Source organism: Candidatus Aalborgicola defluviihabitans, assembly GCF_016705985.1.
GTDB classification, from domain to species: Bacteria; Pseudomonadota; Gammaproteobacteria; order Burkholderiales; family Burkholderiaceae_C; genus Allorhodoferax; species Allorhodoferax defluviihabitans.
On record NZ_JADJKN010000008.1, the window covers coordinates 348,976 to 371,302 of the forward strand.

General features: G+C 58.6%; 21 protein-coding genes and 5 pseudogenes. 10 read left to right on the plus strand and 16 right to left on the minus strand.

The features are described from left to right. Window positions 1-2: 2 nt before the first annotated feature. Window positions 3-1,181, minus strand: a complete 1,179-nt coding sequence (locus IPI80_RS12070) for an acetyl-CoA C-acetyltransferase (protein WP_413860363.1) — start codon at window positions 1,179-1,181, stop codon at window positions 3-5. Between the two features lie 34 nt (window positions 1,182-1,215). Beyond that, window positions 1,216-2,883 carry a PHA/PHB synthase family protein gene (locus tag IPI80_RS12075; RefSeq protein ID WP_413860431.1) on the minus strand — a complete coding sequence of 556 codons (1,668 nt, stop codon included), beginning with the start codon at window positions 2,881-2,883 and terminating at the stop codon, window positions 1,216-1,218. Between the two features lie 144 nt (window positions 2,884-3,027). Between IPI80_RS12075 and IPI80_RS12080 the strand changes: the two genes are divergently transcribed. From IPI80_RS12080 to IPI80_RS12090, 3 genes are all read left to right on the plus strand, one after another. Further along, window positions 3,028-3,303, plus strand: coding sequence for a hypothetical protein (locus IPI80_RS12080; RefSeq protein WP_413860365.1), 276 nt, complete (start codon window positions 3,028-3,030; stop codon window positions 3,301-3,303). A gap of 226 nt (window positions 3,304-3,529) precedes the next feature. After that, on the plus strand, window positions 3,530-4,102 hold the full coding sequence (locus IPI80_RS12085) for a restriction endonuclease (protein WP_413860367.1): 573 nt from the start codon (window positions 3,530-3,532) through the stop codon (window positions 4,100-4,102). After that, window positions 4,102-5,145 (plus strand): AI-2E family transporter, encoded by a 1,044-nt coding sequence (locus IPI80_RS12090; RefSeq protein WP_413860369.1) that lies wholly within the window; start codon window positions 4,102-4,104, stop codon window positions 5,143-5,145. The genes IPI80_RS12085 and IPI80_RS12090 overlap by 1 nt, the downstream gene beginning before the upstream one ends. Before the next feature lie 25 nt (window positions 5,146-5,170). Here IPI80_RS12090 and IPI80_RS12095 read toward each other — a convergent pair whose 3' ends face one another. Beyond that, window positions 5,171-5,644 carry a DUF4149 domain-containing protein gene (locus tag IPI80_RS12095; RefSeq protein ID WP_413860371.1) on the minus strand — a complete coding sequence of 158 codons (474 nt, stop codon included), beginning with the start codon at window positions 5,642-5,644 and terminating at the stop codon, window positions 5,171-5,173. Window positions 5,645-6,006: 362 nt separating this feature from the next. On the opposite strand from IPI80_RS12095, the gene IPI80_RS12100 reads away from it, so the two are divergent. The 5 genes from IPI80_RS12100 (at window position 6,007) to IPI80_RS12120 (ending at window position 9,248) form a co-directional block, all read left to right on the plus strand. Then, a complete protein-coding gene (locus IPI80_RS12100) occupies window positions 6,007-6,495 on the plus strand; it encodes a CreA family protein (protein WP_413860373.1) in 489 nt (162 codons plus the stop codon). Window positions 6,496-6,574: 79 nt separating this feature from the next. After that, a complete protein-coding gene (yjjJ, locus tag IPI80_RS12105) occupies window positions 6,575-7,924 on the plus strand; it encodes a type II toxin-antitoxin system HipA family toxin YjjJ (RefSeq protein WP_413860375.1) in 1,350 nt (449 codons plus the stop codon). 45 nt (window positions 7,925-7,969) lie between these two features. After that, the gene (locus IPI80_RS12110; protein ID WP_413860377.1) at window positions 7,970-8,536 is read left to right on the plus strand and encodes a YdeI/OmpD-associated family protein; all 567 of its coding nucleotides are present in this window, start codon (window positions 7,970-7,972) and stop codon (window positions 8,534-8,536) included. Window positions 8,537-8,627: 91 nt separating this feature from the next. Further along, complete coding sequence (locus IPI80_RS12115) at window positions 8,628-8,924, plus strand: CopG family ribbon-helix-helix protein (protein WP_413860379.1); 297 nt, start codon at window positions 8,628-8,630, stop codon at window positions 8,922-8,924. A 30-nt stretch (window positions 8,925-8,954) separates the two neighbouring features. Next, window positions 8,955-9,248 carry a type II toxin-antitoxin system RelE/ParE family toxin gene (locus IPI80_RS12120; protein WP_413860381.1) on the plus strand — a complete coding sequence of 98 codons (294 nt, stop codon included), beginning with the start codon at window positions 8,955-8,957 and terminating at the stop codon, window positions 9,246-9,248. Between the two features lie 101 nt (window positions 9,249-9,349). Here IPI80_RS12120 and IPI80_RS12125 read toward each other — a convergent pair. Continuing rightward, window positions 9,350-9,818 (minus strand): annotated as a pseudogene (locus IPI80_RS12125) (DUF2130 domain-containing protein); the annotation flags it as partial. A 209-nt stretch (window positions 9,819-10,027) separates the two neighbouring features. On the opposite strand from IPI80_RS12125, the gene IPI80_RS12130 reads away from it, so the two are divergent. Then, window positions 10,028-10,546 carry a hypothetical protein gene (locus IPI80_RS12130; RefSeq protein WP_413860383.1) on the plus strand — a complete coding sequence of 173 codons (519 nt, stop codon included), beginning with the start codon at window positions 10,028-10,030 and terminating at the stop codon, window positions 10,544-10,546. A 452-nt stretch (window positions 10,547-10,998) separates the two neighbouring features. Here IPI80_RS12130 and IPI80_RS12135 read toward each other — a convergent pair whose 3' ends face one another. Then, on the minus strand, window positions 10,999-11,172 hold the full coding sequence (locus tag IPI80_RS12135; RefSeq protein WP_413860385.1) for a hypothetical protein: 174 nt from the start codon (window positions 11,170-11,172) through the stop codon (window positions 10,999-11,001). Window positions 11,173-11,516: 344 nt separating this feature from the next. On the opposite strand from IPI80_RS12135, the gene IPI80_RS12140 reads away from it, so the two are divergent. Then, the gene (locus tag IPI80_RS12140; protein ID WP_413860387.1) at window positions 11,517-11,798 is read left to right on the plus strand and encodes an addiction module antidote protein; all 282 of its coding nucleotides are present in this window, start codon (window positions 11,517-11,519) and stop codon (window positions 11,796-11,798) included. Between the two features lie 14 nt (window positions 11,799-11,812). On the opposite strand, the pseudogene IPI80_RS12145 reads toward IPI80_RS12140, so the two are convergent. The 11 genes and pseudogenes from IPI80_RS12145 to IPI80_RS12195 form a co-directional block, all read right to left on the minus strand. Further along, window positions 11,813-12,219, minus strand: a pseudogene (locus IPI80_RS12145) (DUF2130 domain-containing protein); the annotation flags it as partial. A 174-nt stretch (window positions 12,220-12,393) separates the two neighbouring features. Then, window positions 12,394-12,573, minus strand: a complete 180-nt coding sequence (locus IPI80_RS12150) for a type II toxin-antitoxin system RelE/ParE family toxin (protein WP_413860389.1) — start codon at window positions 12,571-12,573, stop codon at window positions 12,394-12,396. Then, a complete protein-coding gene (locus IPI80_RS12155) occupies window positions 12,570-12,875 on the minus strand; it encodes a type II toxin-antitoxin system ParD family antitoxin (protein WP_413860433.1) in 306 nt (101 codons plus the stop codon). Before IPI80_RS12155 ends, IPI80_RS12150 begins: the two co-directional genes overlap by 4 nt. A 91-nt stretch (window positions 12,876-12,966) precedes the next feature. Continuing rightward, a pseudogene (locus IPI80_RS12160) lies at window positions 12,967-14,291 on the minus strand (DUF2130 domain-containing protein). A 134-nt stretch (window positions 14,292-14,425) separates the two neighbouring features. Then, window positions 14,426-15,304: a nucleotidyl transferase AbiEii/AbiGii toxin family protein gene (locus tag IPI80_RS12165; RefSeq protein WP_413860391.1), complete on the minus strand. Its 879-nt coding sequence runs from the start codon at window positions 15,302-15,304 to the stop codon at window positions 14,426-14,428. After that, window positions 15,305-15,917, minus strand: a pseudogene (locus IPI80_RS12170) (type IV toxin-antitoxin system AbiEi family antitoxin domain-containing protein). A gap of 154 nt (window positions 15,918-16,071) precedes the next feature. Beyond that, window positions 16,072-18,216 (minus strand): nuclease-related domain-containing protein, encoded by a 2,145-nt coding sequence (locus IPI80_RS12175; RefSeq protein WP_413860393.1) that lies wholly within the window; start codon window positions 18,214-18,216, stop codon window positions 16,072-16,074. A gap of 319 nt (window positions 18,217-18,535) precedes the next feature. Beyond that, window positions 18,536-18,784 (minus strand): hypothetical protein, encoded by a 249-nt coding sequence (locus IPI80_RS12180; RefSeq protein ID WP_413860395.1) that lies wholly within the window; start codon window positions 18,782-18,784, stop codon window positions 18,536-18,538. A 469-nt stretch (window positions 18,785-19,253) separates the two neighbouring features. Beyond that, the gene (locus IPI80_RS12185; RefSeq protein ID WP_413860397.1) at window positions 19,254-19,916 is read right to left on the minus strand and encodes a hypothetical protein; all 663 of its coding nucleotides are present in this window, start codon (window positions 19,914-19,916) and stop codon (window positions 19,254-19,256) included. Between the two features lie 8 nt (window positions 19,917-19,924). Then, window positions 19,925-20,698, minus strand: a complete 774-nt coding sequence (locus IPI80_RS12190; protein ID WP_413860435.1) for a DUF262 domain-containing protein — start codon at window positions 20,696-20,698, stop codon at window positions 19,925-19,927. A 69-nt stretch (window positions 20,699-20,767) separates the two neighbouring features. Then, window positions 20,768-22,327, minus strand: a pseudogene (locus IPI80_RS12195) (DEAD/DEAH box helicase); the annotation flags it as partial.

Genomic DNA, 22,327 nt, shown 5'->3' on the forward strand with positions numbered 1-22,327 from the left:
AACTATCTCTCAATCGTAAGGGCCACGCCCATACCACCGCCGATGCACAGGGACGCAATGCCCTTCTTGGCGTTGCGCCGCTGCATCTCGTGCAGCAGCGTCACCAGAATACGGCAACCGGACGCACCAATGGGGTGGCCGATGGCAATGGCGCCGCCATTGACGTTGACCTTGGATGTGTCCCAGCCCATTTCGTTGTTGACGGCGCAGGCCTGGGCGGCAAAGGCTTCATTGATTTCCAGCAGGTCCAGATCTTGTGGCTTCCATCCAGCGCGCTCCAGTGCTTTGCGCGAAGCGGAAACCGGGCCCATGCCCATCAAGGCTGGGTCCAGACCACTGGTAGCAAAGCTGGCTATGCGCCCCATGGGCGTCAGACCCAGGGCGGCGGCCTTCTTGGCGGTCATTACCATCACGGCGGCGGCACCGTCGTTGATGCCAGATGCGTTACCGGCCGTCACGCCACCTGCCTTGTCAAAGGCGGGGCGCAGGCCAGCCAAGACTTCAGCATTGGACTTGCGGTTAATAAATTCATCCGCAGCAAACACAATCGGGTCGCCCTTTTTCTGGGCGATGCTAAAGGGGACGATTTCGTCCACAAACTTGCCAGCGTCTTGTGCGGCAGCGGCTTTTTGCTGGCTTGCCAATGCCAAGGCGTCTTGCATGTCGCGGGTGATGCCATAGGCCTTGGCCACGTTTTCGGCGGTGATACCCATGTGGTACTGGTTGTACACGTCCCACAGGCCATCGACGATCATGGAGTCAATCATCTTCCAGTCGCCCATGCGCTGGCCGTCGCGCGAGCCCAGCAGCACGTGCGGCGAAGCGCTCATGTTCTCCTGACCGCCTGCAATGACGATTTCGCTGTCGCCGTAGGCCACGCTTTGTGCGGCCAGCATCACGGCCTTCAGGCCGGAGCCGCAAACGGCGTTAATGGTCAGGGCTGGGGTTTCTTTGGCAATGCCACTCTTGATGAGCGACTGGCGGGCCGGATTTTGGCCCTGCCCTGCCGCCAGCACCTGGCCCAGGATAACTTCACCAATTTGATCGGCAGCCACGCCGGTGCGTGCCAGCAGGCCTTTGATAACGGCCGCGCCCAGCTCAGGTGCAGGCGACTTGGCCAGTGAACCACCAAACTTGCCCACAGCGGTGCGTGCGGCGGAAACGATAACGATGTCTTCCATTTTTTTGTCCTTCTGTTAAATCAATTGAAAAGGGTTATGCCTTGGCCTTGACATAGCTGCCAGGGGCTGGCTCCATGGCCTTGTACTTGCCCTTGCCATAGGTCTTGGGCGCGGCAATTTGCTTGCCGGCGTGGCTCTTGAGCCAGGCCGACCAGTCTGGCCACCAGCTACCCGGGTATTCGGTAGCGCCTTCCAACCAAGTGGCTTGGGATTTCGGAAACTTCCCATCGGCGCGAATCCAGTGGCTGCGCTTGCCCTTGGCGGGCGGGTTGATCACACCGGCAATATGGCCGGATGCACCCATCACAAAACGCTTCTTGCCTGGAAATACCTGGGTGGATGCATAGGCACCACCAATGGGCACGATATGGTCTTCGCGTGAGCCGTAAATGTAGACCGGCATATCAACCAGGTTCAGGTTCAACTTTTCGCCACAGACCGTGGCCTTGCCCGGTTTGACCAGGTTGTTTTCAAGGTAGGTGTTGCGCAGATACCAGGCGTACCAAGGGCCGGGCAGATTGGTGCAGTCAGAGTTCCAGTACAGCAGGTCAAACGGCGGCGGCGTCTCGCCCTTGAGGTAGTTGCCCACCACATAATTCCACACCAGGTCATTGGGGCGCAAGAAGCTGAAGGTTGAGGCCAGATCCTTGCCCTTCATCAGGCCGCCCTTGCCCATTTCCTTCTCGCGGTATTTGACGAAGGCCTCGTCAATGAACACGTCCAGGATGCCGGTGTCGGTGAAGTCCAGCAGGCTGGTGAGGAAGGTGGCGCTGGCCACGGGCTTTTCGCCCTGCGCCGCCAGCACGGCCAACGCTGTACCCAGCATGGTGCCGCCCACGCAAAAGCCCAGAGCGTTAATGGTGGGCGCGCCCGTAATTTCCTGCGTCACCGCGATGGCCTTGATCACGGCCTGTTCGATGTAATCGTCCCAGGTGGCCTTGGCCAACGAGGCGTCCGGATTGCGCCAGCTCACCACAAAGGTGCGGTGACCTTGCTCCACGGCGTAGCGCACCAAGGAGTTTTCTGGCTGCAAATCCAGGATATAGAACTTGTTGATGCACGGAGGCACCATCAAAAAAGGCCTCTCATACACCTTGGTGGTGAGCGGCTTGTATTCGATGAGCTGGAAGTAAGCGTTCTCGAACACCACAGCGCCTTCGGTGGTGGCCACGTTCTTGCCCACTTCAAACACGCTCTCATCGGTCATGGAGACATGACCCTGGCGCATATCGTGCAGCAGATTTTGCATGCCTTTGGCAATGCTTTCACCCTTGGTATCCAGGGCTTTCTTCTGGGCTTCGGCATTGAAGGCCAGGAAATTGCTGGGGGCCGCGGCGGCCATCCACTGCTCTACAGCAAAGCGGATACGGGTGCGCGTCTTTTCGTCAGACTCAACCGCGTCGGCCAAGGCCATCATGGCGCGGGCATTGAGCGTGTACACCGCAGCGGCATACGCCGCCACCGGGTTGCAACCCCAGGCTTCATCGGCAAAACGCTTGTCTCCCTTGGGCACGACTGCGGTCATACTCTGGCTGAACAGGCCCATGGCATCTTGCAGGTACTGCTGCTGCAGGGCTTGCAACTTTGCGGGAGAAAAACGGATTTCGGGTTGTTTGGCACCCGCGCCGGGCATCCCTGCCCCCAGCGCGCCGATGTCCATGTTTTGCAAAGACTGCACCACTTTGGCCCAGTTTTCGGTCATCGACTGCTGAAACTGTTGGGCTGCCTGAGTCCAAATTTCGGGAACGTTTTGCGTCACACTCTCACCTCTATTTCGTTTTGCTGCCCGTAGTATGTCAGCATACGCCCTACGATTCCCTGACATGCCCAAAATCACCCACTAAACATGTACATCATTCCCATTGCCTGGCTGTATGTGGCTGTGATGATGAGCGTGGCGGAGGCCACCGCACCCAATGGCACCATCCTGGGCGCCATCGTCACCTTTGTGCTGTACGGCCTGTTGCCCATATCGCTGATCCTGTACTTCATGGGCGCACCGGGGCGCAAACGCGCCATTCGCGCCCGCGAAGCAGCCGAGCTGGCAACCTCACGCCAGCCAGATGCAGGCAGCCTGGCGGCCACTAATGCCGCCGTCCCGCCGGTGAATAAAGAACCGTAGCGCATTGCCAGCCGTGCACCACGCGGCACTGCCATCGTTGCCAAACACCTGCGTTGCCATTGGCTTGATCACCCGGCACAATCCATTTCCCGAAGACCACCCGGCGATTCTTGAACTCGGCGATATCCGCGTCCATCGTACCTTCCCGCCGCAATGGCGCACCTAACTTTCGTGGGGCCAAAGATTGCCCCGTACACTGCACGCCCTACGTCCAACAGGCAGGTCTATGAAGTTGAAAATGGCGAAAAACTCGCTCTTTGCGGTATTGCTGCGCTCACCCTGGTGGTACAGCGTATTGATCGTGCTGGGAATGGCCATTGCCGCGCGTGCGCTGTTGCCGGAGCCATATGTGGTCGTGGGCATCGTGGGCACCGCTCCTTTTTGGGTCATTGCTGCCATGAGTGCATGGCGGCAGTGGAAGCTGCCCAACCCTGCGCGCGTGTCTGACGCGCTTGCCCGCGCGGGCAATATGTCGTGGGTGGATTTTTCAAAAACGCTGGAGAAAGCGTTTGTTGCACAAGGCTATACAGTGACACGCCTCAGCGGTCCTGCAGCAGACTTGCAGTTGGACAAAGACGGCGCAGTAACACTGGTGAGTTGCAAGCGTTGGAAGGCCTCCAACCACGGTGTGGAGGCACTGCGCGCGCTGCAACAGGCACAGCAAGACCAGGGTGCCCAGCAAGCTCGCTACATCAGCCTGGCCAGCGTCACCGACAACGCCCGGCGCTTTGCGCAAGACAACGGCATTGTGCTGTTAGCGGCGGCCGAGCTTGGCCCACTGCTGGTGCAGGTGCTGTGATGTCGGATCACCCTATTCGGGCAGAAACCATCAGGCTAACGGTACTGGGTCTGCTGGTAGTAGCGCTGGGCAGTGCGGTCGCACTGGTGTTGGCGCCGTTTGTGGTTCCTATGCTGTGGGCTGGCATTTTGGCGTTCTCAACCTGGCCGCTCTATGCGCGACTGCTAAAACTGACCGGTGGGCGCGCCTGGATCAGCGCACTGTGCATGACCCTGTTAATGGCCACCATCGTGGTCTTGCCAACCCTCTGGTTGCTGCATCTCCTGCGCTCCGATGTCAGCGAGCTGGCGCAATACATGGCGCTAGAACTGGAGGCCGGTCGCCTGCACCCACCGGCGCTTGTGGCGTCTTTGCCCATCGTAGGGCCGGAACTAATGGCATGGCTCAACGCCATGGTGGCCCAGCCATTGCGTTGGCAAACCGAACTCAAGGCATTGGCGGGCAAGCTGGACACTGAACTCTGGACGCTCGTAGGCGGAGTCGGCAAAAACATCGTGAAGCTTGGGCTTTCGCTGTTCACGCTGTTCTTTGCATACCTGCATGGTCTCAACCTGCTGGAGCAAGCGCGCACAGTTCTAAGAGGCTTGCTGCGCGAGCGCACCGATGGCTATGTCAATGCAGTGGGCAACACCACGCGCGCCGTGGTGTATGGCATCGTATTGACCGCGTTGGTGCAAGCCTTGGTGGCAGGCCTGGGTTACTGGGTAGCTGGTCTGCCCGCCCCCGCTACCTTGACTGCGGTAACCGGGTTGGTAGCGCTGATCCCATTTGGCACACCCATGGTCTGGGGTGCGGCGGCACTGTGGCTGCTGTTCACGGGCCAGACCACGGCCGGCATCGGGCTGCTGCTGTGGGGCGTGCTGGTGGTGTCTTGGATAGACAACATCGTGCGGCCCGTCATGCTGTCACGTGGCAGTGACATCCCCTTTATCTTGGCCCTGTTTGGCGTGCTGGGCGGACTGGCTGCGTTCGGGCTGGTCGGGTTATTTTTAGGGCCCGTTATTTTGGCCGTGGCATTGGCCGTGTGGCGCGAATGGCAGTGAGCGAGCCGCTGCACCCAAACCGCTCTTAGTGCACCAAACGCAAGGCGGCAATCGCCAGCCAACCCAACACAAAATTAGCGATGACCAAGCGGTGGATTTGCGCAGCGGCTTGAGCAGCTACCGGCCATTGCTCGGCGGCCAGCGCCCGCTTGAACTTGGCAAAGCCTGCAAAATAGATATGGCCAAAGATCAGGATCATCGCCACGCCCAAGCCTGCCATCAGAGTCCAACCCAGTGGCATAGAAGACGCTGAGTTACCTGCCGCTTGCGCAGCCTTGACCCCGCTCGCAAACATTTGTCCACCCGTCAACAGCAAGACGGCAATGGCTGCCAACACCAGCCCAAAGAACCGGCGCCACACCGCACCCATCAAACGTGCGCGTACTTGTGGCTCCAGCACCTGCAACGCTGCCGGACGTAGGGAGAAGAGCATGAAAGTCATACCACCCATCCAAATGATTGCCGCGACCAGATGAAGGAGTTTGATGCTGTCGTACATGGGGAAATGCTTTCTGCTCAGGCGGTAAATAGAAACGTGATTGTGGCAGCTGCCAATTGAGGCTGCTGCGCTCGTTCGTATACACGGAACACTGCACTCAGCCTATTGGGTTTTAAGCCCATTTTGCTATCAAGTGCATAGTATGGATTCCAATGTGCACGAGGGCTACAGCCAGATTATTCAGGAATTTTCAGCGCCGTCGTCCCATAGCGGTGGCCGGCGTACCGGGGCGATGATGCGTATCTGGCCGCTACTGTGCGGGCAGATCAGCGCGGGGGGTAGCCGGTTCTGCGCGCTCAGCAGGCGCAAGCTGGGCACCTGCACCTCCAGAGGGGCGTTAGAGGTTTGAAAGAGAGTTCATTGTGAAAAGACTGTTACTGTCATTGCTGCTAACCAGCGCCGCATTCGCCGCCAGCGCCGAAACCATTGGCGATGTCAGCACCACCTTCAAGCTGCTCAGCCCCAACGACAAAGTGGTGGTGGATGTGTTTGACGACCCGGATGTGGGTGGTGTGGCGTGTTATCTGTCGCACGCCAAAACTGGGGGTTACTCTGGTGCGCTGGGTTTAGCAGAAGACACCTCTGACGCCGCAGTGGCCTGCCGCCAGGTCGGTCCCATCACTTTCAAAGACAAGATCGACAAGCAAGACGAAGTGTTCAACGCCCGCTCATCCTTCTTGTTCAAACACGTGCGGGTGGTGCGCATGGTGGATGTCAAGCGCAACACACTGGTCTATCTGGTGTATTCCGACAAGATCATCGAGGGTAGCCCCAAAAACAGCGTGACGGCGGTGCCGGTTCCGACCAACCAGGCGGTACCACCATGTTCAAGCACCGCGATTTTATGTTAAAAATATCTATTCAAAAATCGACGCAAGTCGTTGTAATACAATATATATTATAAATTTATATCTATTCTATAATTCATTCATGCCCGCCTTGCCCGATCTCACCCAACAAGCCTTGCAAACCCTGCAACGGCAAGGGGGCGTGCTGACAAGTGCTGAGCTGCAGGCCCAACTGGGGGTGAGTCAGCCCACGGTGTCCCGGGCGCTGGCACCGCTCATCCAGTCTGGGCAGGTGCAAAAAGTGGGGGCCGCGCGTTCGCAGCGCTACGTGCTGCCTCGCACCGTGCGCGATGTGGGGCGCAGTGTGCCGGTGTTGCGCATTGACCTACACGGCCAGCCCAGCCCCTTTGCCCGCATGGTGCCGCTGGCCGGTGGCGCGGTGTGGATCGACGAGGAAGACGGCCTGAGCAAACGCTTTGACGGCCTGCCCTGGTTTCTGGACGACATGCGGCCCCAGGGGTTTATGGGCCGCACCTTTGCCACCAGCCACCCCGAGCTTCAACTGGGCAACGACCCCCGCTACTGGAGCGACGACGACGTGCTGCGCGCGCTGGCCCTGTGCGGTGACGATCTGCCCGGCAACCTGGTGGTGGGCGAGGCGGCGTTTGCACGCTTTCACACCCTGCCCCCCCGCGCCAGCCGCGTGGCCACGCCAGACGCCTACCCCGCACTGGCAGACGCTGCCATGCAGGGCAGCCAAGGCGGATCTTCGGCGGGCGGCGAGCAGCCCAAGTTCTGCACGATTATTGGCAGCGACACTGCGGCGCGGCATGTGCTGGTGAAGTTTTCACCGGCCGGCGACTCGACCACCGACCAGCGCACCCGTGACCTGTTGGTGTGCGAGCACCTTGCCCTGCAAACGCTGGCCGACGCTGGCATTGCAGCAGCCGCCAGCCGCATCAGCATCAGCGCGGGCCGCGTGTTTTTAGAGGTCGAACGCTTTGACCGCACCCCCATCAACGCGGCCAACCCGCTGGGCCTGGGGCGCATCGGCATGGTGTCGCTCATGGTGTACGACGCCGAATACGTGGGTGCCATGGACAACTGGGCCGCCACCGCCAACCGCATGCAAGACCGCCAATTGCTGCGCCCCCAAGACGCGCGCACCCTGCGCCTGCTGGAGGCCTATGGCGTGCTGATTGCCAACACCGACCGGCACTACGGCAACATCTCGCTGCTGCTGGACGGTGACGACTGGGCCCTGGCCCCCGCATACGACATGCTGCCCATGCTCTACGCCCCCGTGGGCGGTGAGCTGGTGGCACGGAGTTTTGCCGACCGCCACGTGCAGCCCACGGCAGCCACGCTACCCGAGTGGCCGCAGGCGCTGGTGCTGGCCGGGCGCTTTTGGGCTGCGGCCAGTGCAGACCCTCGTATCTCTAGTGGGTTTAGGCAAATTGCGGCGGACAATTTGAGGAAAATCGGGCTCTAGCCCTCGTGGAATGATCCTGTGCTGTTATAAAAAACATAGCAAACCATGAACAAAGCAGCGCACCAAACATTTGAAACTGCCGAGCAGCTCCAAGCGTGGCTGCGCGAGCACCACGCCAGCGAGACTGAGCTGTGGGTGCGCATCTACAAAAAGGCCACCGGCCAGCCCAGCGTGACCTGGGACGACTGCGTGGTGGCCGCTATTTGCTGGGGCTGGATTGACGCGGTGCGCAACGCATTGGACGACACCTCGTTTTTGCAACGCCTGACCCCGCGCCGCGCGCGCTCCAACTGGTCACAAAAAAACGTGAAGCATGCCGAGCGGCTGATCGCGCAAGGGCACATGCAAGCCGCTGGCTTGGCGCAGGTAGAGGCCGCGCGCAGCGACGGGCGCTGGGCCACAGCCTACGCCGGCAGCGCCACCATGGTGATACCCGAAGATTTTTTGGCCGAACTGCAACAAGACCCGGCTGCCCATGCTTTTTACGCCACCCTCAAACGCCAAGGCCAGTTCGCCATTTACTACCGGCTGCACAGCGCCAAGCGCCCGGAAACCCGGCAAAAGCGCATGGCGGAGTTTCTGGCGATGTTGGCGCGCGGCGAAAGCCCGTGATAGCCGCCAGCGCCTTGAATGTGCTTGAGCGTGGGTAATTGCTGTAAGTAGCACGTTTGTGCTACATTGAGGCCGCGTAACAGGAGCCGCCATGTCAACCACCACCATCCGCATCGAAGACGACCTCAAAGCCCGCGTAGCCGCCGCCGCACAGCAAATGGGCAAATCATCCCACGCCTTTATCGTCGATGCCCTTGCCCAGACGGTGGAGCAAGTGGAATTGGACGCCGCCTTCCACACGCTGGCCGACGAGCGCTGGGCCAACATTCGGACCACTGGTAAAACGGTGGCCTGGGACGACGCCAAAGCGTACCTGACTGCCCGCGCAAACGTTGCCGGTAATGGCGAGAAAGTCGTCAAGCCCACGGCACGCAAGCTCGGTAAATAGCGGCCTGCTACAGCTAATTGCCCACGCTGCATGACCCGCATCGAACTTGCCCCGGAAGTCTTTGACGACTTTAATCGGTTCTTTGACTACATCGCCACGCATGCGACTGGTACTGCGCCTGAGCGCATCGGCGAGATCGTGGACGCGATTCAAATCCTGACCCACAGCCCCCAAATCGGACGCCCTGTGAAAGGCGGCAAACACGAACTGGTGATTGGTCGGGCATCCCGCGGCTACGTGGTGCTGTACCTGTATGTCGAGGCGATAGACACCGCCTTTGTGCTGGCCATCCGGAGCCAGCGAGAGGTCGGATTCAAGCGGTGAGAGGTTGAGTGCCAAATTGGCCTCTAGCCCTCGTGGAATATGCGTAAGCAGCTATCAAAACTGCAGCAATTTTCTGTACCTCTCGCCCCGACACGCAGGTCCTACTCAGTCTCACCCGATGTCATGCTCCCCGGCAACTCCGCAAACTTAGCCGCCATCGTGGGGTTGCCGCGTGTGAGCTTCTTGATCGTCAGATCGTCGGCCTTGTCGTTGGCCAGTCGCAAATTGTTCGCTGACTTATGCAGCGCTTCCTTGGTTTTTTCCAGGTCCTTGATCGCATCGTCGATGCGCTTGATGGCTTCTTCAAAGCCTTCGGAGGCCAGGCGCCAATTGCGGCCAAACGCCGTCTTGAATTCGTCCAGCTGGGTTTCAAACTTCGTGATGTCCACGTTCTGCGAGCGCACCAGCGCCAGCTCGGACTTGTACTTCATCGCGTTCAAAGCGGCATTACGCAGCAGCGTGATCAGGGGCACAAAGAACTGCGGCCGCACCGCGTACTCGCACGCACTTTTCAGTGCGGTCTTTGTCCAGCTCTTTCAGAAAATCTTCGTTCCTCTTTTTAGTTGCTGACAGTGCGGGCGTCGTTGTCTTTCTCAAAATGCGCCCTTCGACTTGCGGCGCATTGTGGTGAGGGCGGCGTGGATTCCCGGGAAATCAGACTGGCGACTCTGGGCGTGCGTGTTTTTGTTGCTCAATTTTGGGGGCATACTTGGGCTCAAGCGGTTGGAATTCTTATCCGTTCGCTAACTTGTCCGATTAGCACCAAACGAGAAAAATCTATGACCCGTTTCCACCGATTTTTGCAATCTGTCACAGGCGTTGTTCTGTCCCTGGGTCTAGTCACCCAAGCTGCAGCAGAAGCGCCATTCATTCAGTTCACCTTGGAGGGACCAGGCGTTGCAAAACACACGGCCACCTTTGACGTGACTGGCTGGGACGGCACGAAATACAGCGCGAATGGTGCCAGCGCCCTGCGAGGAGCTGTCTCGCGCGAGGGGCGGCGTTACTCGCAGGTTAGCCTTGCGCTGGACCGCGACAGGCCATACCTGATATTGGCCGTGTTCGAAGATGGGAAGCCCACGCAAGGCGCTGGCAGCAACTCGATGGCGATGCGTACCAAGCCCGGCGACGGCGTCGAGGCATTTTTGAAGGTGAACCCCGCGATCAGCGAAAAGGACCATGCCACGGGCACTTTCAGCGCAGTTTTGGTGGTGACCAACCGCAAATCGAAACCGGCTTTAGAGCGCACCTACCAGCTCACCAACGGCCGGTACAGCTTGACGGCCACCGAAAAATAACGGCTTGCGAAAACGCGCAATCTCGCGTTGAGGGTTCCCCGAGCCGACGCCAATGAACTTCAGCGTTTGAACCGAAGCACTGATTGCCGTTGTTCACCCAAGCCATCAATAGTGTGTTGTCGATGGCGTGTTTGAGGCGCTGGCGGAGTTTTTGGCAATGTTGGCGTGGGGCGAAAGTCTGTAATTATTTTAGTGAAATAGGGCTGTAGCCCTCGTGGAATATGCGCAAGCAGCTACAAAAGTTATAGTGAAATGTGTTGTCTGAATTCACTGTCGCAGCAGAGCGCGCGTACCGACTTTCCTACATGGGCAACCAACATCGCGCCCATCGGCGGGAGCGCTTGTCAACCACCCATCAAGTAGACCAACGCCTGCAAGCTATTGTTTTGTATAGGTTTTCCCCCGCGCCATCGACGGATTAGGCCATTCCATCAAGTACCCAGCAAGCAAATTCAAGCGCAGCGCGGCACATAGCGGCGCATTTTGGGCGCTGCGTTGGGGTCACTCAAACGCACGACGCCTGCGCTAAGCGCTTCTTTGATCAGGCGCGACGCCGTGGCGCTGTTCTTGGTGTCGATGTTGTGGGAGTCGGGTGGTGGTTTGCCGCACAAGGCCCCCTGCGCCATGAATCGGGTTCTGCAGCCTGTTCTGCAGCGGCTAAAGGCGCTGACGCACTTGTAAAATCGTAAACTATAGATTACACTTCATCCATGCTCCAAATCCTCCGCACAGCCGATTTCGACAAATGGTTGGCTGCGTTGCGGGACAAAGTTGGGCAAAAGCAGGTTCTGGCCAGGCTGGCCCGTTTGTCATTTGGGCACTGGGGAGATTGCAAGCCGGTTGGCGGTGATGTTGTCGAACTTCGCGTTCATAGCGGCCCAGGCTATCGCCAAGGCACAGCACATGGTCACACTGTTGAAGGAGTAATTGGATGAACCCACCGCCGCCGCACAACTAGGCATCAAACCCTTTGGAAGCCGCCGATTACCTGCAATCTGACGAAGACTGCGCGCAGTACCTGCAGGCCTGCATGGGCGAAGCCCCAGAAGACGCCGCCCTGTTCACCAAAGCTGTGGGCGACATTGCACGGGCGCGCGGCATGATGCAACTGGCCCGCGACACCGGCATCACCCGCGAAGGGCTCTACAAGGCGCTGGGGGAACAAGGCAACCCCAGCTTCGCCACCGTTGTGAAAGTCATGCACGCGCTGGGTTTGCAGTTCAACGTGGGGGCACGGTCGGTGCAGGGCTGACAACCCAGCAGGCCCTACTCCGTCTCAGCCGGGCGAATGCTCCCCGGCAGCTCCGCAAACTTGGCCGCCATCGTCGGGTTGCCGCGTGTGAGCTTTTTGATCGTCAGATCGTCAGATCGTCGGCCTTGTCGTTGGCCAGGCGCAAATTGTTCGCTGACTTGTGCAGCGCTTCCTTGGTTTTCTCCAGATCCTTGATCGCAACGTCGATGCGCTTGATGGCCTCTTCAAAGCCTTCGGAGGCCAGACGCCAATTGCGGCCAAACGCCGTCTTGAATTCGTCGAGCTGGGTTTCGAACTTCGTGATGTCCACGTTCTGCGAGCGCACCAGCGCCAGCTCGGACTTGTACTTCATCGCGTTCAATGCGGCATTGCGCAAGAGCGTAATTAGCGGCACAAAAAACTGCGGCCGCACCACGTACATCCACGCCCGCGAATACCAGCTCTATTTGCCCAGTAAAGAAGAGCTGCAGCAGAAGCTTGCTGAATGGGCGGGGATTGAGGATGAAATAGGAGTCTAGCCCTCGTGGAATATGCGCAAGCAGCTATCAAAAGTGCAGCAAATTTCTGCTCATTTGCCGATGCACGGTGACGCGCTCTACAAATGCGCTGGCACATCCATACGCTGGTTCAAGATGCGCACCACCTCCACCCTATCGAAGGGCTGGCATCTGAAAAATATCACGTGCGAGCCAATCAGGTACTTGCGATAGCCGTGCGAAATGCTCTGCACTTTGGCCGCCAGAGCAAGCGGCGAAAGCAGATAGCTGCCGTTCACTTGGCTGCCACAGCTTTACCAGCTGAGCCAGCTAACTTGTGCCGCTTGGTTTTTAAGAATGCATCTACGTCAAAGTTCGTACTGGCGCCACTGTTCTCGCCAGCGGCCAGAGCGGCACGCAAGCTCGCCAGTTGTGTCTCATGCTCTTCAAGTTGACGCAACCCTGCGCGCACTACCTCACTTGCCGAGCCGTAGCGCCCTTGGCTGATTTGCTGCGCAATGAATGCGCCGAAATGATCGCCCAGAGAGATGGATGTGTTTTTGGGCCATGGGGCTTGCTCCGGGTTTGAGTGGCGTTTGATGCCTTTGATATTACCAATGAATGGTATTCAATGGTACCCAGAAGTGCTGCGGCGCACCAGTGCACAACGCCAAAATGGCACCCAGCGAGCCCTACTCCGTCTCAGCCGGGGTGATGCCGCCCGACAGCTCAGCAAACTTTGCCGCCATCGTCGGGTTGCCCCGCGTGAGCTTCTTGATCGTCAGGTCGTCGGCCTTGTCGTTGGCCAGGCGCAAATTGTTGGCTGACTTGTGCAGCGCTTCCTTTGGTTTTTCAGGTCCTTGATCACATCGTCGATGCGCTTGATGGCCTCTTCAAAGCCTTCAGAGGCCAGGCGCCAATTGCGCCAAACGCTGTCTTGAATTCGTCGAGCTGGGTTTCGAACTTCGTGATGTCCACGTTCTGCGAGCGCACCAGCGCCAGCTCGGACTTATGCTTCATCGCGTTCAAAGCGGCATTGCGCAGCAGCGTGATCAGGGGCACAAAAAACTGCGGCCGCACCACGTACATCTTTTGGTAGCGGTGCGACACATCGACGATGCCGCTGTTGTACAACTCGCTCTCCGGCTCCAGCAGAGACACCAGCACCGCGTACTCGCACGCCTTTTCGGTGCGGTCCTTGTCCAGCTCTTTCAGAAAATCTTCGTTCCGCTTCTTGGTCGCCGTTTCATCGCTCTCGTTTTTCATCTCAAACATGATGGAGACGATCTCGGCGCCCGACTCGTCCGAGTCGCGAAAAATGTAGTCGCCCTTGCTGCCCGTGCGGGCGTCGTTGTCTTTCTCAAAATGCGCCCGCTGAAAGGCGGCTGCGCGGATGCGGTTGAACTCGATCTCGCAGTGCTGCTCCAGGGTTTCACCGACCATCTTGGTCGACAGCCGCGCCTTCATATCCCGCAGGCGCTCAATCTCCCCATCACGGTCGCGCAGTTGCAAGGCGTATTGCTCCTTGATGGCCTTCTCTTCCAGCTGATTTTTCACGGTGATGAGGGTGAGGTCATTTTTCAACCCATCGCGCTCCCGGGCGACCACACCCACGGCGGCATTCACGGCCAACTGGAGATTTGCCTCGGCCAACTGCGCGGCAGCTTGCTGCGCCTTGCGCGCTTGGTCTAGCTCGTTCGCCAACCCATCGCGCTCTTTGCTGACCGCGGCCAAAGCCTCCGTCACCGCCAGCTTGCGGGCCACCCTCACCGGCCGCCAGCTGGGCCTGCAAAGCCTGAATCTCTGCATCTTTGCGGGCCGCAGCGCTTTGCAATTCGTTGGCGAGCTTGGCCTCGGCCAAGGCAATCGCGTCGCGCTTGTCCTGCTCGGCCAGTTCCAGCCGCTCGTGCAACTGCTTGTCAAAATCGCCATCGCGCACCTGCTTGAGGATGTCGGCGTACCCCGCTTCGTCGATTTTGAAGGCTTTGTTGCAGTGGGGGCAGATGATTTCGTGCATGGCGGCTGGGCCTCTTTTTGTTGGTTGGTTGGGTACGTGGTTAGTGTGGGAGGGCTTGAGTGCCAAATTGTGCTGTAGCCCTTGTGGAATATGCGCAAGCAGCTATAAAAATAGTAGTAATAACTGCCGCCTGGTCAATCACCAACTAGCAAAGCAGCTTGCACCAGCGCCGGCTGCAGCACATCACGCAACGCCGTCACCACTTCACCCAGCGGCACTGCAGCCAAATTGTTCTTCTTCAAAAACACTGCCCACAGCGCTTGGCGCGATGCATCGTTTGCAAACTCATCGCTCAGCCCAATCGGTAACGTAGTCGGCACAGCCGTGGAGCGGCGCTTGAACGTGGCCGCAATGGCGGTGGCCAAGACCGTTGCGTCCAGTACCTCGCGCTCCAACAAAATCCATACGTCCAGATAGTCCTTCACGCGGCTGTTGGTCATGCCCAGTAGCACCATGGCGTGCAGCTTCTCTGCTACCACGGTGTAGACCGGGTAGGTGCGCAACTGCGGTGCCGCAAAGTCGGCCAGCAGCACCGGGTAAGTGGCATCTACCGGGCCGGGCGTAACCGCGTCGCCAAACCCGATATCGATTTGCACCTTGCAGCGCGCGCGGGCCAGCTCGGCGTTTACCAACACCCGCGCACCGGCATAGCCCGCGTTCTTGCGAATCTCTTCCGCCACCACGCTGGCGGCATCAAACACCATGCCGTCTGTCGAGGCTACTGAAACGATCTCTCGGAACGTCTGCGCGATGGACTCCAGATCGCTGGGGCCAAAGCCTAGCAAATCCACATCCCGTGTGGGCCGGTGGGGCATGGCGTACCACAGGTTAAACAGCATCGCGCCCTTGAGCACAAAGTGATCCGCATGGACAGACTGCCCCAGCCGGTACAAAAACCGCTCCAGCGCATAGCGCACCAGCACGGCGTTGAATTCCGTTTGCTCGGCCTTGGCGATGTTGAGTAGGCGTGCACGCACCGATGCGGCCAAATCCTGTGTGTTCTTTGGCGCCATCTAGCCCCCGTGCCCCAGGGCTTCCAGATACGGCCGCATCACATTGGCCACGCGGCACACCTTGGCATACCGCCACAGCTCGTCTGCCGTCGCCTTGCGGGTGGTCAAAGTTTCTCTCAACGCTTCTATCGCCACATCCAGCCCCACCGTGTTGCGGTGTTTGAAGCAATCGGCCACCGTCTTGGCCACGCCATACGCGCAGCGCCACCTGGTCCGCCTGCACCACCTCTATGCCCTGGGCATACGCCTCGCCAGAGAACTGCACCATCTTGACGGGTGGGTAATCCATCTTGGGCGCGTGGCTGCCCTGCGGCATGGCGATCCACACTTGGCGCGGCAGCTGCGTGGTGAGCCCGTGAATCTGCAAGGCCGTGAGCAGGCAAAACACCGCCTGCGGCACCTTGACCGCAATGGTGGCCAGGCTCTCATGCTCGGCGCCTTGCGTGCCAGGCAGCCGGTACACACCGCGCCCTACGCGCTCCAACTCGCCGCTGGCCGTTAGCCGCGTCAGCACCACCCGCGCAATGCCCAGCGCTTGCAAATGGCTGGCGCGCAGCAGCCCTTGCTGTGCAGCAAGGGCCAGTACGCGTTGGGATTGGGTGTCGGTAGCCATGGGCGGGAGTATGTTCCGTTTGTGCGTTAAGTTCAAGCGAAGAACATGATTTCGGAACAATTTGCGGCAATACGCGAAAAATTAGGTGCCAAATTGGCCTCTTGCCCCCGTGGAATATGCGCAAACAGCTATCAAACTAGTAGCAAATTGCCAGTCAAACGTTACCCCAAACCGCCTGCGCTTCCACCACGTCAATGAATCGTTGGGCGCTAAAGCCTTGCGGGTAAAGGCCTTGCTGCTCCGCACTGGCTGCGGGCGCTCTTTGCGAAAAAAGCCCATCCGGGTCGTGCAGCAAATGCCGGTCATCGTTTAGCGCAATCAGCAGTTCTTCCAACGACACCTTCAGGAATCCGCCAAACCGCTGGTGGTCGCATTCGATGCTGGTGTCCACAATCCAGCCGCGCGCTGCATTGGCAGATGCGCCTGCTTCCAGCCCAAGGCGCTGCGCCAATTCAGGCTGATCCAGTAAGGCTTGCTGCACGGCTGCCACCTTGCGCTGCAGTTGCCGCCCCGCCTTGCGCAGCGTGGTGGTTTCGTGTTGCCAAGCATCTTGCTGAGAGCGGCGCAGGTAGGTGGACTTCACCTCAAGCACCAGCACCTTGCCATCACGCGCGCAGATCACGTCCACTTCACCGGCAAAGTCGTCTGGCTCCTTGGGCGGGTTCCAATTCAACACCACCTTGAAACCCCGGTTCTCCAGCTTGGCACCCAGCTGTGTTTCTATGCGCTGAGTCTCGGCGCGCGCTTCATTGCGCCGCGCACCCAAGCGCCGCAGGTTGTTGATGGCCGCCGTGCTGTTGTTTTGCAGGCCCACCACCCAAGGCAACTGCACCAGCGTCTGGCCCATTTTCAGAATTGGGCGCTCCAGCAATTCAGGTGTTTGGCCTGGCGCATCGCCCTTCAACTGAGTAGCAAGCTTGCTCCAGTCGCTGGTCCAGAAGTCAACTATCCATGCAGCATGGCGCGGATTGCCTTTTGGAAACTCTGACGTGACCGTCCAGCCAACCATGTTGGCAATCTTGGCATCGCGGCTTGACCATGTGAGTGGAAATCGAATTTGGTTGCCATCCCGCAAGCCGTTCATCGCCATCATGCTCAGCGCCATGGCCCAGTTGCCCGTGGTTCGCAGATGCTGTATGTACGTTTCCAGAAAATCCCGCTGAAAAAAGACGTTCATCAACTCCAGCGACAGCAGCGCCTGAAACAACGGCACGGTGTCGCCCGTATCAGTGGTGACCGTGCCGCTCACGCCATACACCTCGGTCAACTGCAGCTGCGTGCGCAGCGCCTTGGTGTAGGCCACTTGGTTGAGTGCGTGGTTGGCAGTGCTGCCAATCTGCTGCATTGCTATGCCGGAATCCACAAACGCATCCATGGCACGGTAGTACCAGTAGTTGTGCAGCGCGGCCAGCTTGCGGCCATTGCGCTCCCAAGCGCTGTGCGCCGCAGCATCCAGCACCTTGATCTCAAGCCGGCCTCCCACGCGCACAAACTCAATGCTGTCGTCGTAACTGAACGCATCGGCGGACTGGGCCACAAAGCTGTTCAACTCGATCTGCGCAGCGAGCAGGTTGGCAAACGCCTCACGTAAATCTTTACGGGCGGGTTGCCCAGACGGCGATGGAAACAAGAAGGGCGACAAGTGCTTGGCGAGAGACTGGACGATAACGGCATCGGTAAGTCGCGTCGAGTCGCCTGCGCAGGTCGATAGCTTCCAGAGCAGGATGTCGTTGACAGCCTCCCAATCCGCCCCATCATTCTTAGGTGTAGATTGGGCCGCTGCTGCAAATTTTTGGGGTATCCAATGTTCAAACGCGTACAGGCTGGCATAACTCATCAGCTCCAGTGGCGATAACTCCGCCAGTTCGCTTTGCCACATGAAGATGGCGCTTGTCCGCTCCCGATGTGCCAGATCAAAAATGTCCAACACCTTGCACAACTCCGCAACGCGCGGGTGGTCCACCGCAAGCAGGTCAAGCTCAGTGCGCCTAGGCGAATGCTGGGCGAGCACCAGGCCTGAGCAGCGCACCGCGTGGATTAAGGCTTCGGGGGCAACGCTAGCCACGTTGGCGAGCATTTCCATGTTGGACACGCGCTCTTGCCCCATGTATTGCGCCAGCGCAAGCGTCATCGTTTGCGACTGCCAAGCAGCCGCTGGCAGATTGGTTAGGAAGCTGCTAGACCAGAAAGCAGCATTGCGCTGTGCTCGGGTGACTTTGTGCTGACCTTGCAATGCCGGCTTGCCATCTAAATAGGCTGTCGCCTCATGTTCTACCGCAGCATGCTGATCGGCATTCATTTGCACTCCGCGATGAAAGCGCGATTCGTAATAATTTGTGTGTAACCGGGACATTTCCTCAATTTTGCAATAACGCTCATCGCGAAGCGGGTACCCCTCGGCAGAAGGGCAAATCGCGGCCATCGTGGACTTTACGTGCAACCTCGGCTCGGGGCAGTTGCAGACCTCGACGCTTCGCGGCCGCTCAATAAGCGCGACTGGTGGCTTTTGGGCAGAAGCTGCGCCAATGGGTCTACTGCGGCGCAGGTTTTGCCCACAATAGTTGTGGCAAGCAGGGAGGCAGAAGTAGCGCTAATCGTAAGTCGCCGGTCGCTAAAAGCTAGTCGACGCGATGTTTCTGTCCCCCAATGAACTCAATCAAGTCCTTCCGAATCAAGGCATCGCGTGCATGGATGGCCTTCTTGATGTCTGCAAAGGCAGATCCGTCTGGCAATGTCAATGTGGAAGTGAGGGAAAGTGCAGTCTCCCAGTCCGGCATCTGCACCTTGCCATCCTTGAACTCGTGAACCTGCTGTAGGAAGTGACGCATGGGCTCATCGCTCTTGGAGATATTGAATGACTTGTCCAAGAGGGAGCAGTTTCCAAGCAAGTTGATGAACGCAATCGCGTCGTAGCGCGACTCAAAATCGTCCGGAGCAATAGAGCCTTTTCCTCATCCGTGCCAACAAAGGCGGCCAGCTTGGCTTGAATTTGCTGTTCAACCGAGCGCGCCCACCAAGCGTCTGCCACCGTATGGTCAACTTCAAGTTTGCTGGTTCGCTTGCGGCCAGTGCGCATCTGAATGGACGAGTTCTTCCACCGGTCATCCTCCAGGCGGTGCCAGACCCAAAGGAACGGGTGGTATGCATGGACACGACGGCGATCTCGTACAAGCACGTTGTTAATCTGCTCGACGGCCTTGGTTGAGATTCGGGCCATCATTTGGCTAATGCTGTCATCCACAGCGGCAACGAGTCCGTTTGCCTTTGCAGCCTTGAGCTTGCCGAAAATTTGTATGCAGTTCCGTTGCAAAATTCTGAAAATTCACAACAGCGCCGTCACCCCCACATTCGCCCACTGCGATCCGAAAATCCAACGGTCCAAAACTGGGCAGCACGTTGATTGAGCTGCTTTTCGAGACTATCGCGTTCAACTACTGAAACACTGCCAGCAACAGCATCGAATCGGTCGAATGCCAGGCGATACCAAGTCAGGTAAACGATGATTGCGTTGAACGAACCTTGGTTCTCAAGCAGATCCCGTTCTTTGATCAAGTCCGCGCAGCTCTCGACTCGAGGCTTTAATTTCACCCATGTGGCGGCAACAGATGCGGCCATCGATCGAACGATTTCGCCCTTGAGTAAGTCCTTTGAGTCGAGAAGAGTTCCGCTACGACATTCCACGGCCCAAACGAACGAGATGAGTCTGACGATCTCATCAGTCTCGAGGTGAAAGCCGCGATCACCTAGCGCAATTCGCAGCTCTTCAAGGCATTGCCCGGCAGTCTTGTTGTCGGCATGCTCTGGTAGCCACCCCACTTTCAGCCAAGCTAGGGTGATTTCCTCTCGGGTTAAGGTTCGTCCAGCCGTGTTGAGCCGCGTGAAGATGTTTACGATTGCATCGCTATAGTCGTCTTTGCTCCATTGCGGCGTCAACTCGAATGACTCGATCTGGAGTGCGTGTACAAAGCTGTTGATCTTGATGTTTTCGACCACCTTCATGAATTCCGCTAACGGGTCCAGGATCTCAGTGAGAACAGGGTCGCTAACGCCGTGCTCTTTGAGGATGGGGTCCAGGAGCTTTTTGTATTCACGCTCGGAAAGATCCTTTGTACCAAATCCCAAAATCTGGAGAGTCGAATAAATCGACCGGGATTGCTTTTCGCGGTTTCAAGCGGGTGTACATAGTTGGCTGGACGCGTTTCGACAGACTGTCCGGAGACTGTGTCGAGAATTGCCCATTCCAGAATCTTGCCGGCCTCAATCTTGCGAACGATGTCGTTTTTTGCTTTGAGCTCGGCTGTGAACTTCAAGAGGTCGATGCACATCGACGCCTTGGACCAGTGGTTGCTCGGCTTTACTCTGCGATCTTGAAGATCCAGTGCCCACTCCGAATCCAGCAGCTGGAAACCCCACTGGTCGCCCCCCAGCGCGAGAATCAAACTCTGGACACGTTGCTGGCCATCCAAGACCATTTGGTAGGTCGCGGGTTGACCGAGTGCCGAGTTCTGTGAACCCTTGTCATTCCCGGTACGATCCACAACTTGCCAGAACGGTCGATGTGGAATCCCTTCGTTGGCTTCAAAACAATTCGGCTTGACTTCCCACAGCAGCAATGAACCAAACGGCCATCCTCGGAATAGGGAGTCAACAAGCATGGTGACTTGCCGAGGGCTCCATACGTATGGACGCTGAAGATCTGGAATGACGTAGGTCGCATTGATAGTGGCCTTTTTGATGATCTCGGCCAGTGACTCACGTTTGGAGTCGTACTTGATACTCATTTTTACCTTAAATGTTCTCGCGCAATCCAACTGTTCCGCATAGTTTATCAGCCATCCTTGGAGCCAAGCCTCGCCGAACTCTGCATCCCCACCCACCCCCATCACCAACCTCTCAGCGTAGCCTGGTCGCCGCCATAAAACACGCGCCGCTTCCTTCTCGTCCTCCCCACCGCAGGCGCATGCCCCACGCCGGGTAGCGCCACTACCGGGAACTCCAGCCCTTTGCTGACCTTCATGGTCATGATCTGAATGGCGTTGGCGCCGGGGTTGAAGTCGCCCGATCGCTTGCGCACGTTGAAGGGCAGCTTGCGCTGCACCAGCGCATCGGCGCACAAGTCCATGGTTTTCCAGTCCGCACACAGAATGGCCATATCGCCCCACGCATGGCCTTCTTTGTGGGCGTTGGCCAGGTGGTCGGCAATGGCAAAGGCTTCGTCGCGCAGTGTGGGCAAGCGGATGATGTTGGGTGCCTCACCCTCGCGCCCGCAGCTGATGGGTTTGAGCAGCGGGATGCCGTCGTCGTCCTTCTCTTCGGCGGTCAGCAGGCGGTCCGGCGCCGGGCCGCCCCAAGCCGGATCAGCCCCCTTGGGGGGCAGCGACCCGCGCAGCGGTGGAGCGTGGGGGCTAAAAAGTTCTGCCGCCACCAGGCTGGCGGTTTGCAATATCTGTTTGGTGTTGCGGTAGTTGATCTTGAGGATGGTGGTGCGGCCCTGCGCCTGTATGCCCACGCTCTTGAAGCTGAACTGCTTGCTCCCTTCACGTGTACGTCCGCGTTCATAAATGCTCTGCGCATCGTCGTACAGCACCAGCAGGCTGTTGGTGGTCGGGTCCCACCATCTGCGTCACCAGCTTGAGCCATTCGGGCGCGAAGTCTTGGCCTTCGTCAATCATCACCGCTTGGTATTGGCCGCTTGGGATTTGCTTGCGGTCGGCGCGGATGACGTTATCCACCATTTCGTCAAACATGTGCGGGCTTTGCGCCGGGATGGCTTGCCCGTAGGCCACCAGTTGGTCGCGGCACCATTGTGAGTGGCGCTCATGCACTTTGCCGCCCAGGCCCTTGGCCTGCATGACGCTGTGCAGCTTCACGCCCAGCGGCTCGTTAAAGCAGAGGATGAGGATGGGCTTGGTGCCCGCTGTGCTGGCCTGCGCAAGGTACTCCGCGCGGTAGCCCAAAATCATGGTCTTGCCTGAGCCGGCCACGCCGTGGATAACGCGGTGGCCGTCGCCCAGGGATCTAGCCAGCTGCTCTTGCTGCAGGTCCATCACCCGCATGATGTCGGGCAGCGCGGCGTCTTCGTTGTTGTCGTCAAACAGCGCACCCTGCTGCACGCGCACCTCGGGGAACATGATCCAGCGCACACGGTCGATCTGCGGCAGGCTTAAAAGCCCGCGCATGCCAAAGGGGAACATGTCCCACAGGCGGCTTTGCAGGTCTTCGGCGTCCACGCTTTCCAGCATTTCGTCCTGGCACAGCACGCGGTGGGGTTCGATGGCTGTTGTGCAGCTCGGCGGCTTCAAACTGTTTGCGGGTGATATTGGTAAACACCACGCCGTAGCTCCATGGGAATGCCAGCTTGCCCGCGTGCGGGCCATCGGGCTGCACCAGCTGGGCGTCGCGCTCCAGCG

Coding starts and splice junctions, on each gene's coding strand:
- IPI80_RS12070 (WP_413860363.1), bottom strand. CDS start 1,181: ATGGAAGACATCGTTATCGTTTCCGCCGCACGCACCGCTGTGGGCAAG.
- IPI80_RS12075 (WP_413860431.1), bottom strand. CDS start 2,883: ATGACCGAAAACTGGGCCAAAGTGGTGCAGTCTTTGCAAAACATGGAC.
- IPI80_RS12080 (WP_413860365.1), top strand. CDS start 3,028: ATGTACATCATTCCCATTGCCTGGCTGTATGTGGCTGTGATGATGAGC.
- IPI80_RS12085 (WP_413860367.1), top strand. CDS start 3,530: ATGAAGTTGAAAATGGCGAAAAACTCGCTCTTTGCGGTATTGCTGCGC.
- IPI80_RS12090 (WP_413860369.1), top strand. CDS start 4,102: ATGTCGGATCACCCTATTCGGGCAGAAACCATCAGGCTAACGGTACTG.
- IPI80_RS12095 (WP_413860371.1), bottom strand. CDS start 5,644: ATGTACGACAGCATCAAACTCCTTCATCTGGTCGCGGCAATCATTTGG.
- yjjJ (WP_413860375.1), top strand. CDS start 6,575: ATGCCCGCCTTGCCCGATCTCACCCAACAAGCCTTGCAAACCCTGCAA.
- IPI80_RS12110 (WP_413860377.1), top strand. CDS start 7,970: ATGAACAAAGCAGCGCACCAAACATTTGAAACTGCCGAGCAGCTCCAA.
- IPI80_RS12115 (WP_413860379.1), top strand. CDS start 8,628: ATGTCAACCACCACCATCCGCATCGAAGACGACCTCAAAGCCCGCGTA.
- IPI80_RS12120 (WP_413860381.1), top strand. CDS start 8,955: ATGACCCGCATCGAACTTGCCCCGGAAGTCTTTGACGACTTTAATCGG.
- IPI80_RS12130 (WP_413860383.1), top strand. CDS start 10,028: ATGACCCGTTTCCACCGATTTTTGCAATCTGTCACAGGCGTTGTTCTG.
- IPI80_RS12135 (WP_413860385.1), bottom strand. CDS start 11,172: ATGGCGCAGGGGGCCTTGTGCGGCAAACCACCACCCGACTCCCACAAC.
- IPI80_RS12165 (WP_413860391.1), bottom strand. CDS start 15,304: ATGGCGCCAAAGAACACACAGGATTTGGCCGCATCGGTGCGTGCACGC.
- IPI80_RS12175 (WP_413860393.1), bottom strand. CDS start 18,216: ATGAATGCCGATCAGCATGCTGCGGTAGAACATGAGGCGACAGCCTAT.
- IPI80_RS12185 (WP_413860397.1), bottom strand. CDS start 19,916: ATGAAGGTGGTCGAAAACATCAAGATCAACAGCTTTGTACACGCACTC.
- IPI80_RS12190 (WP_413860435.1), bottom strand. CDS start 20,698: ATGAGTATCAAGTACGACTCCAAACGTGAGTCACTGGCCGAGATCATC.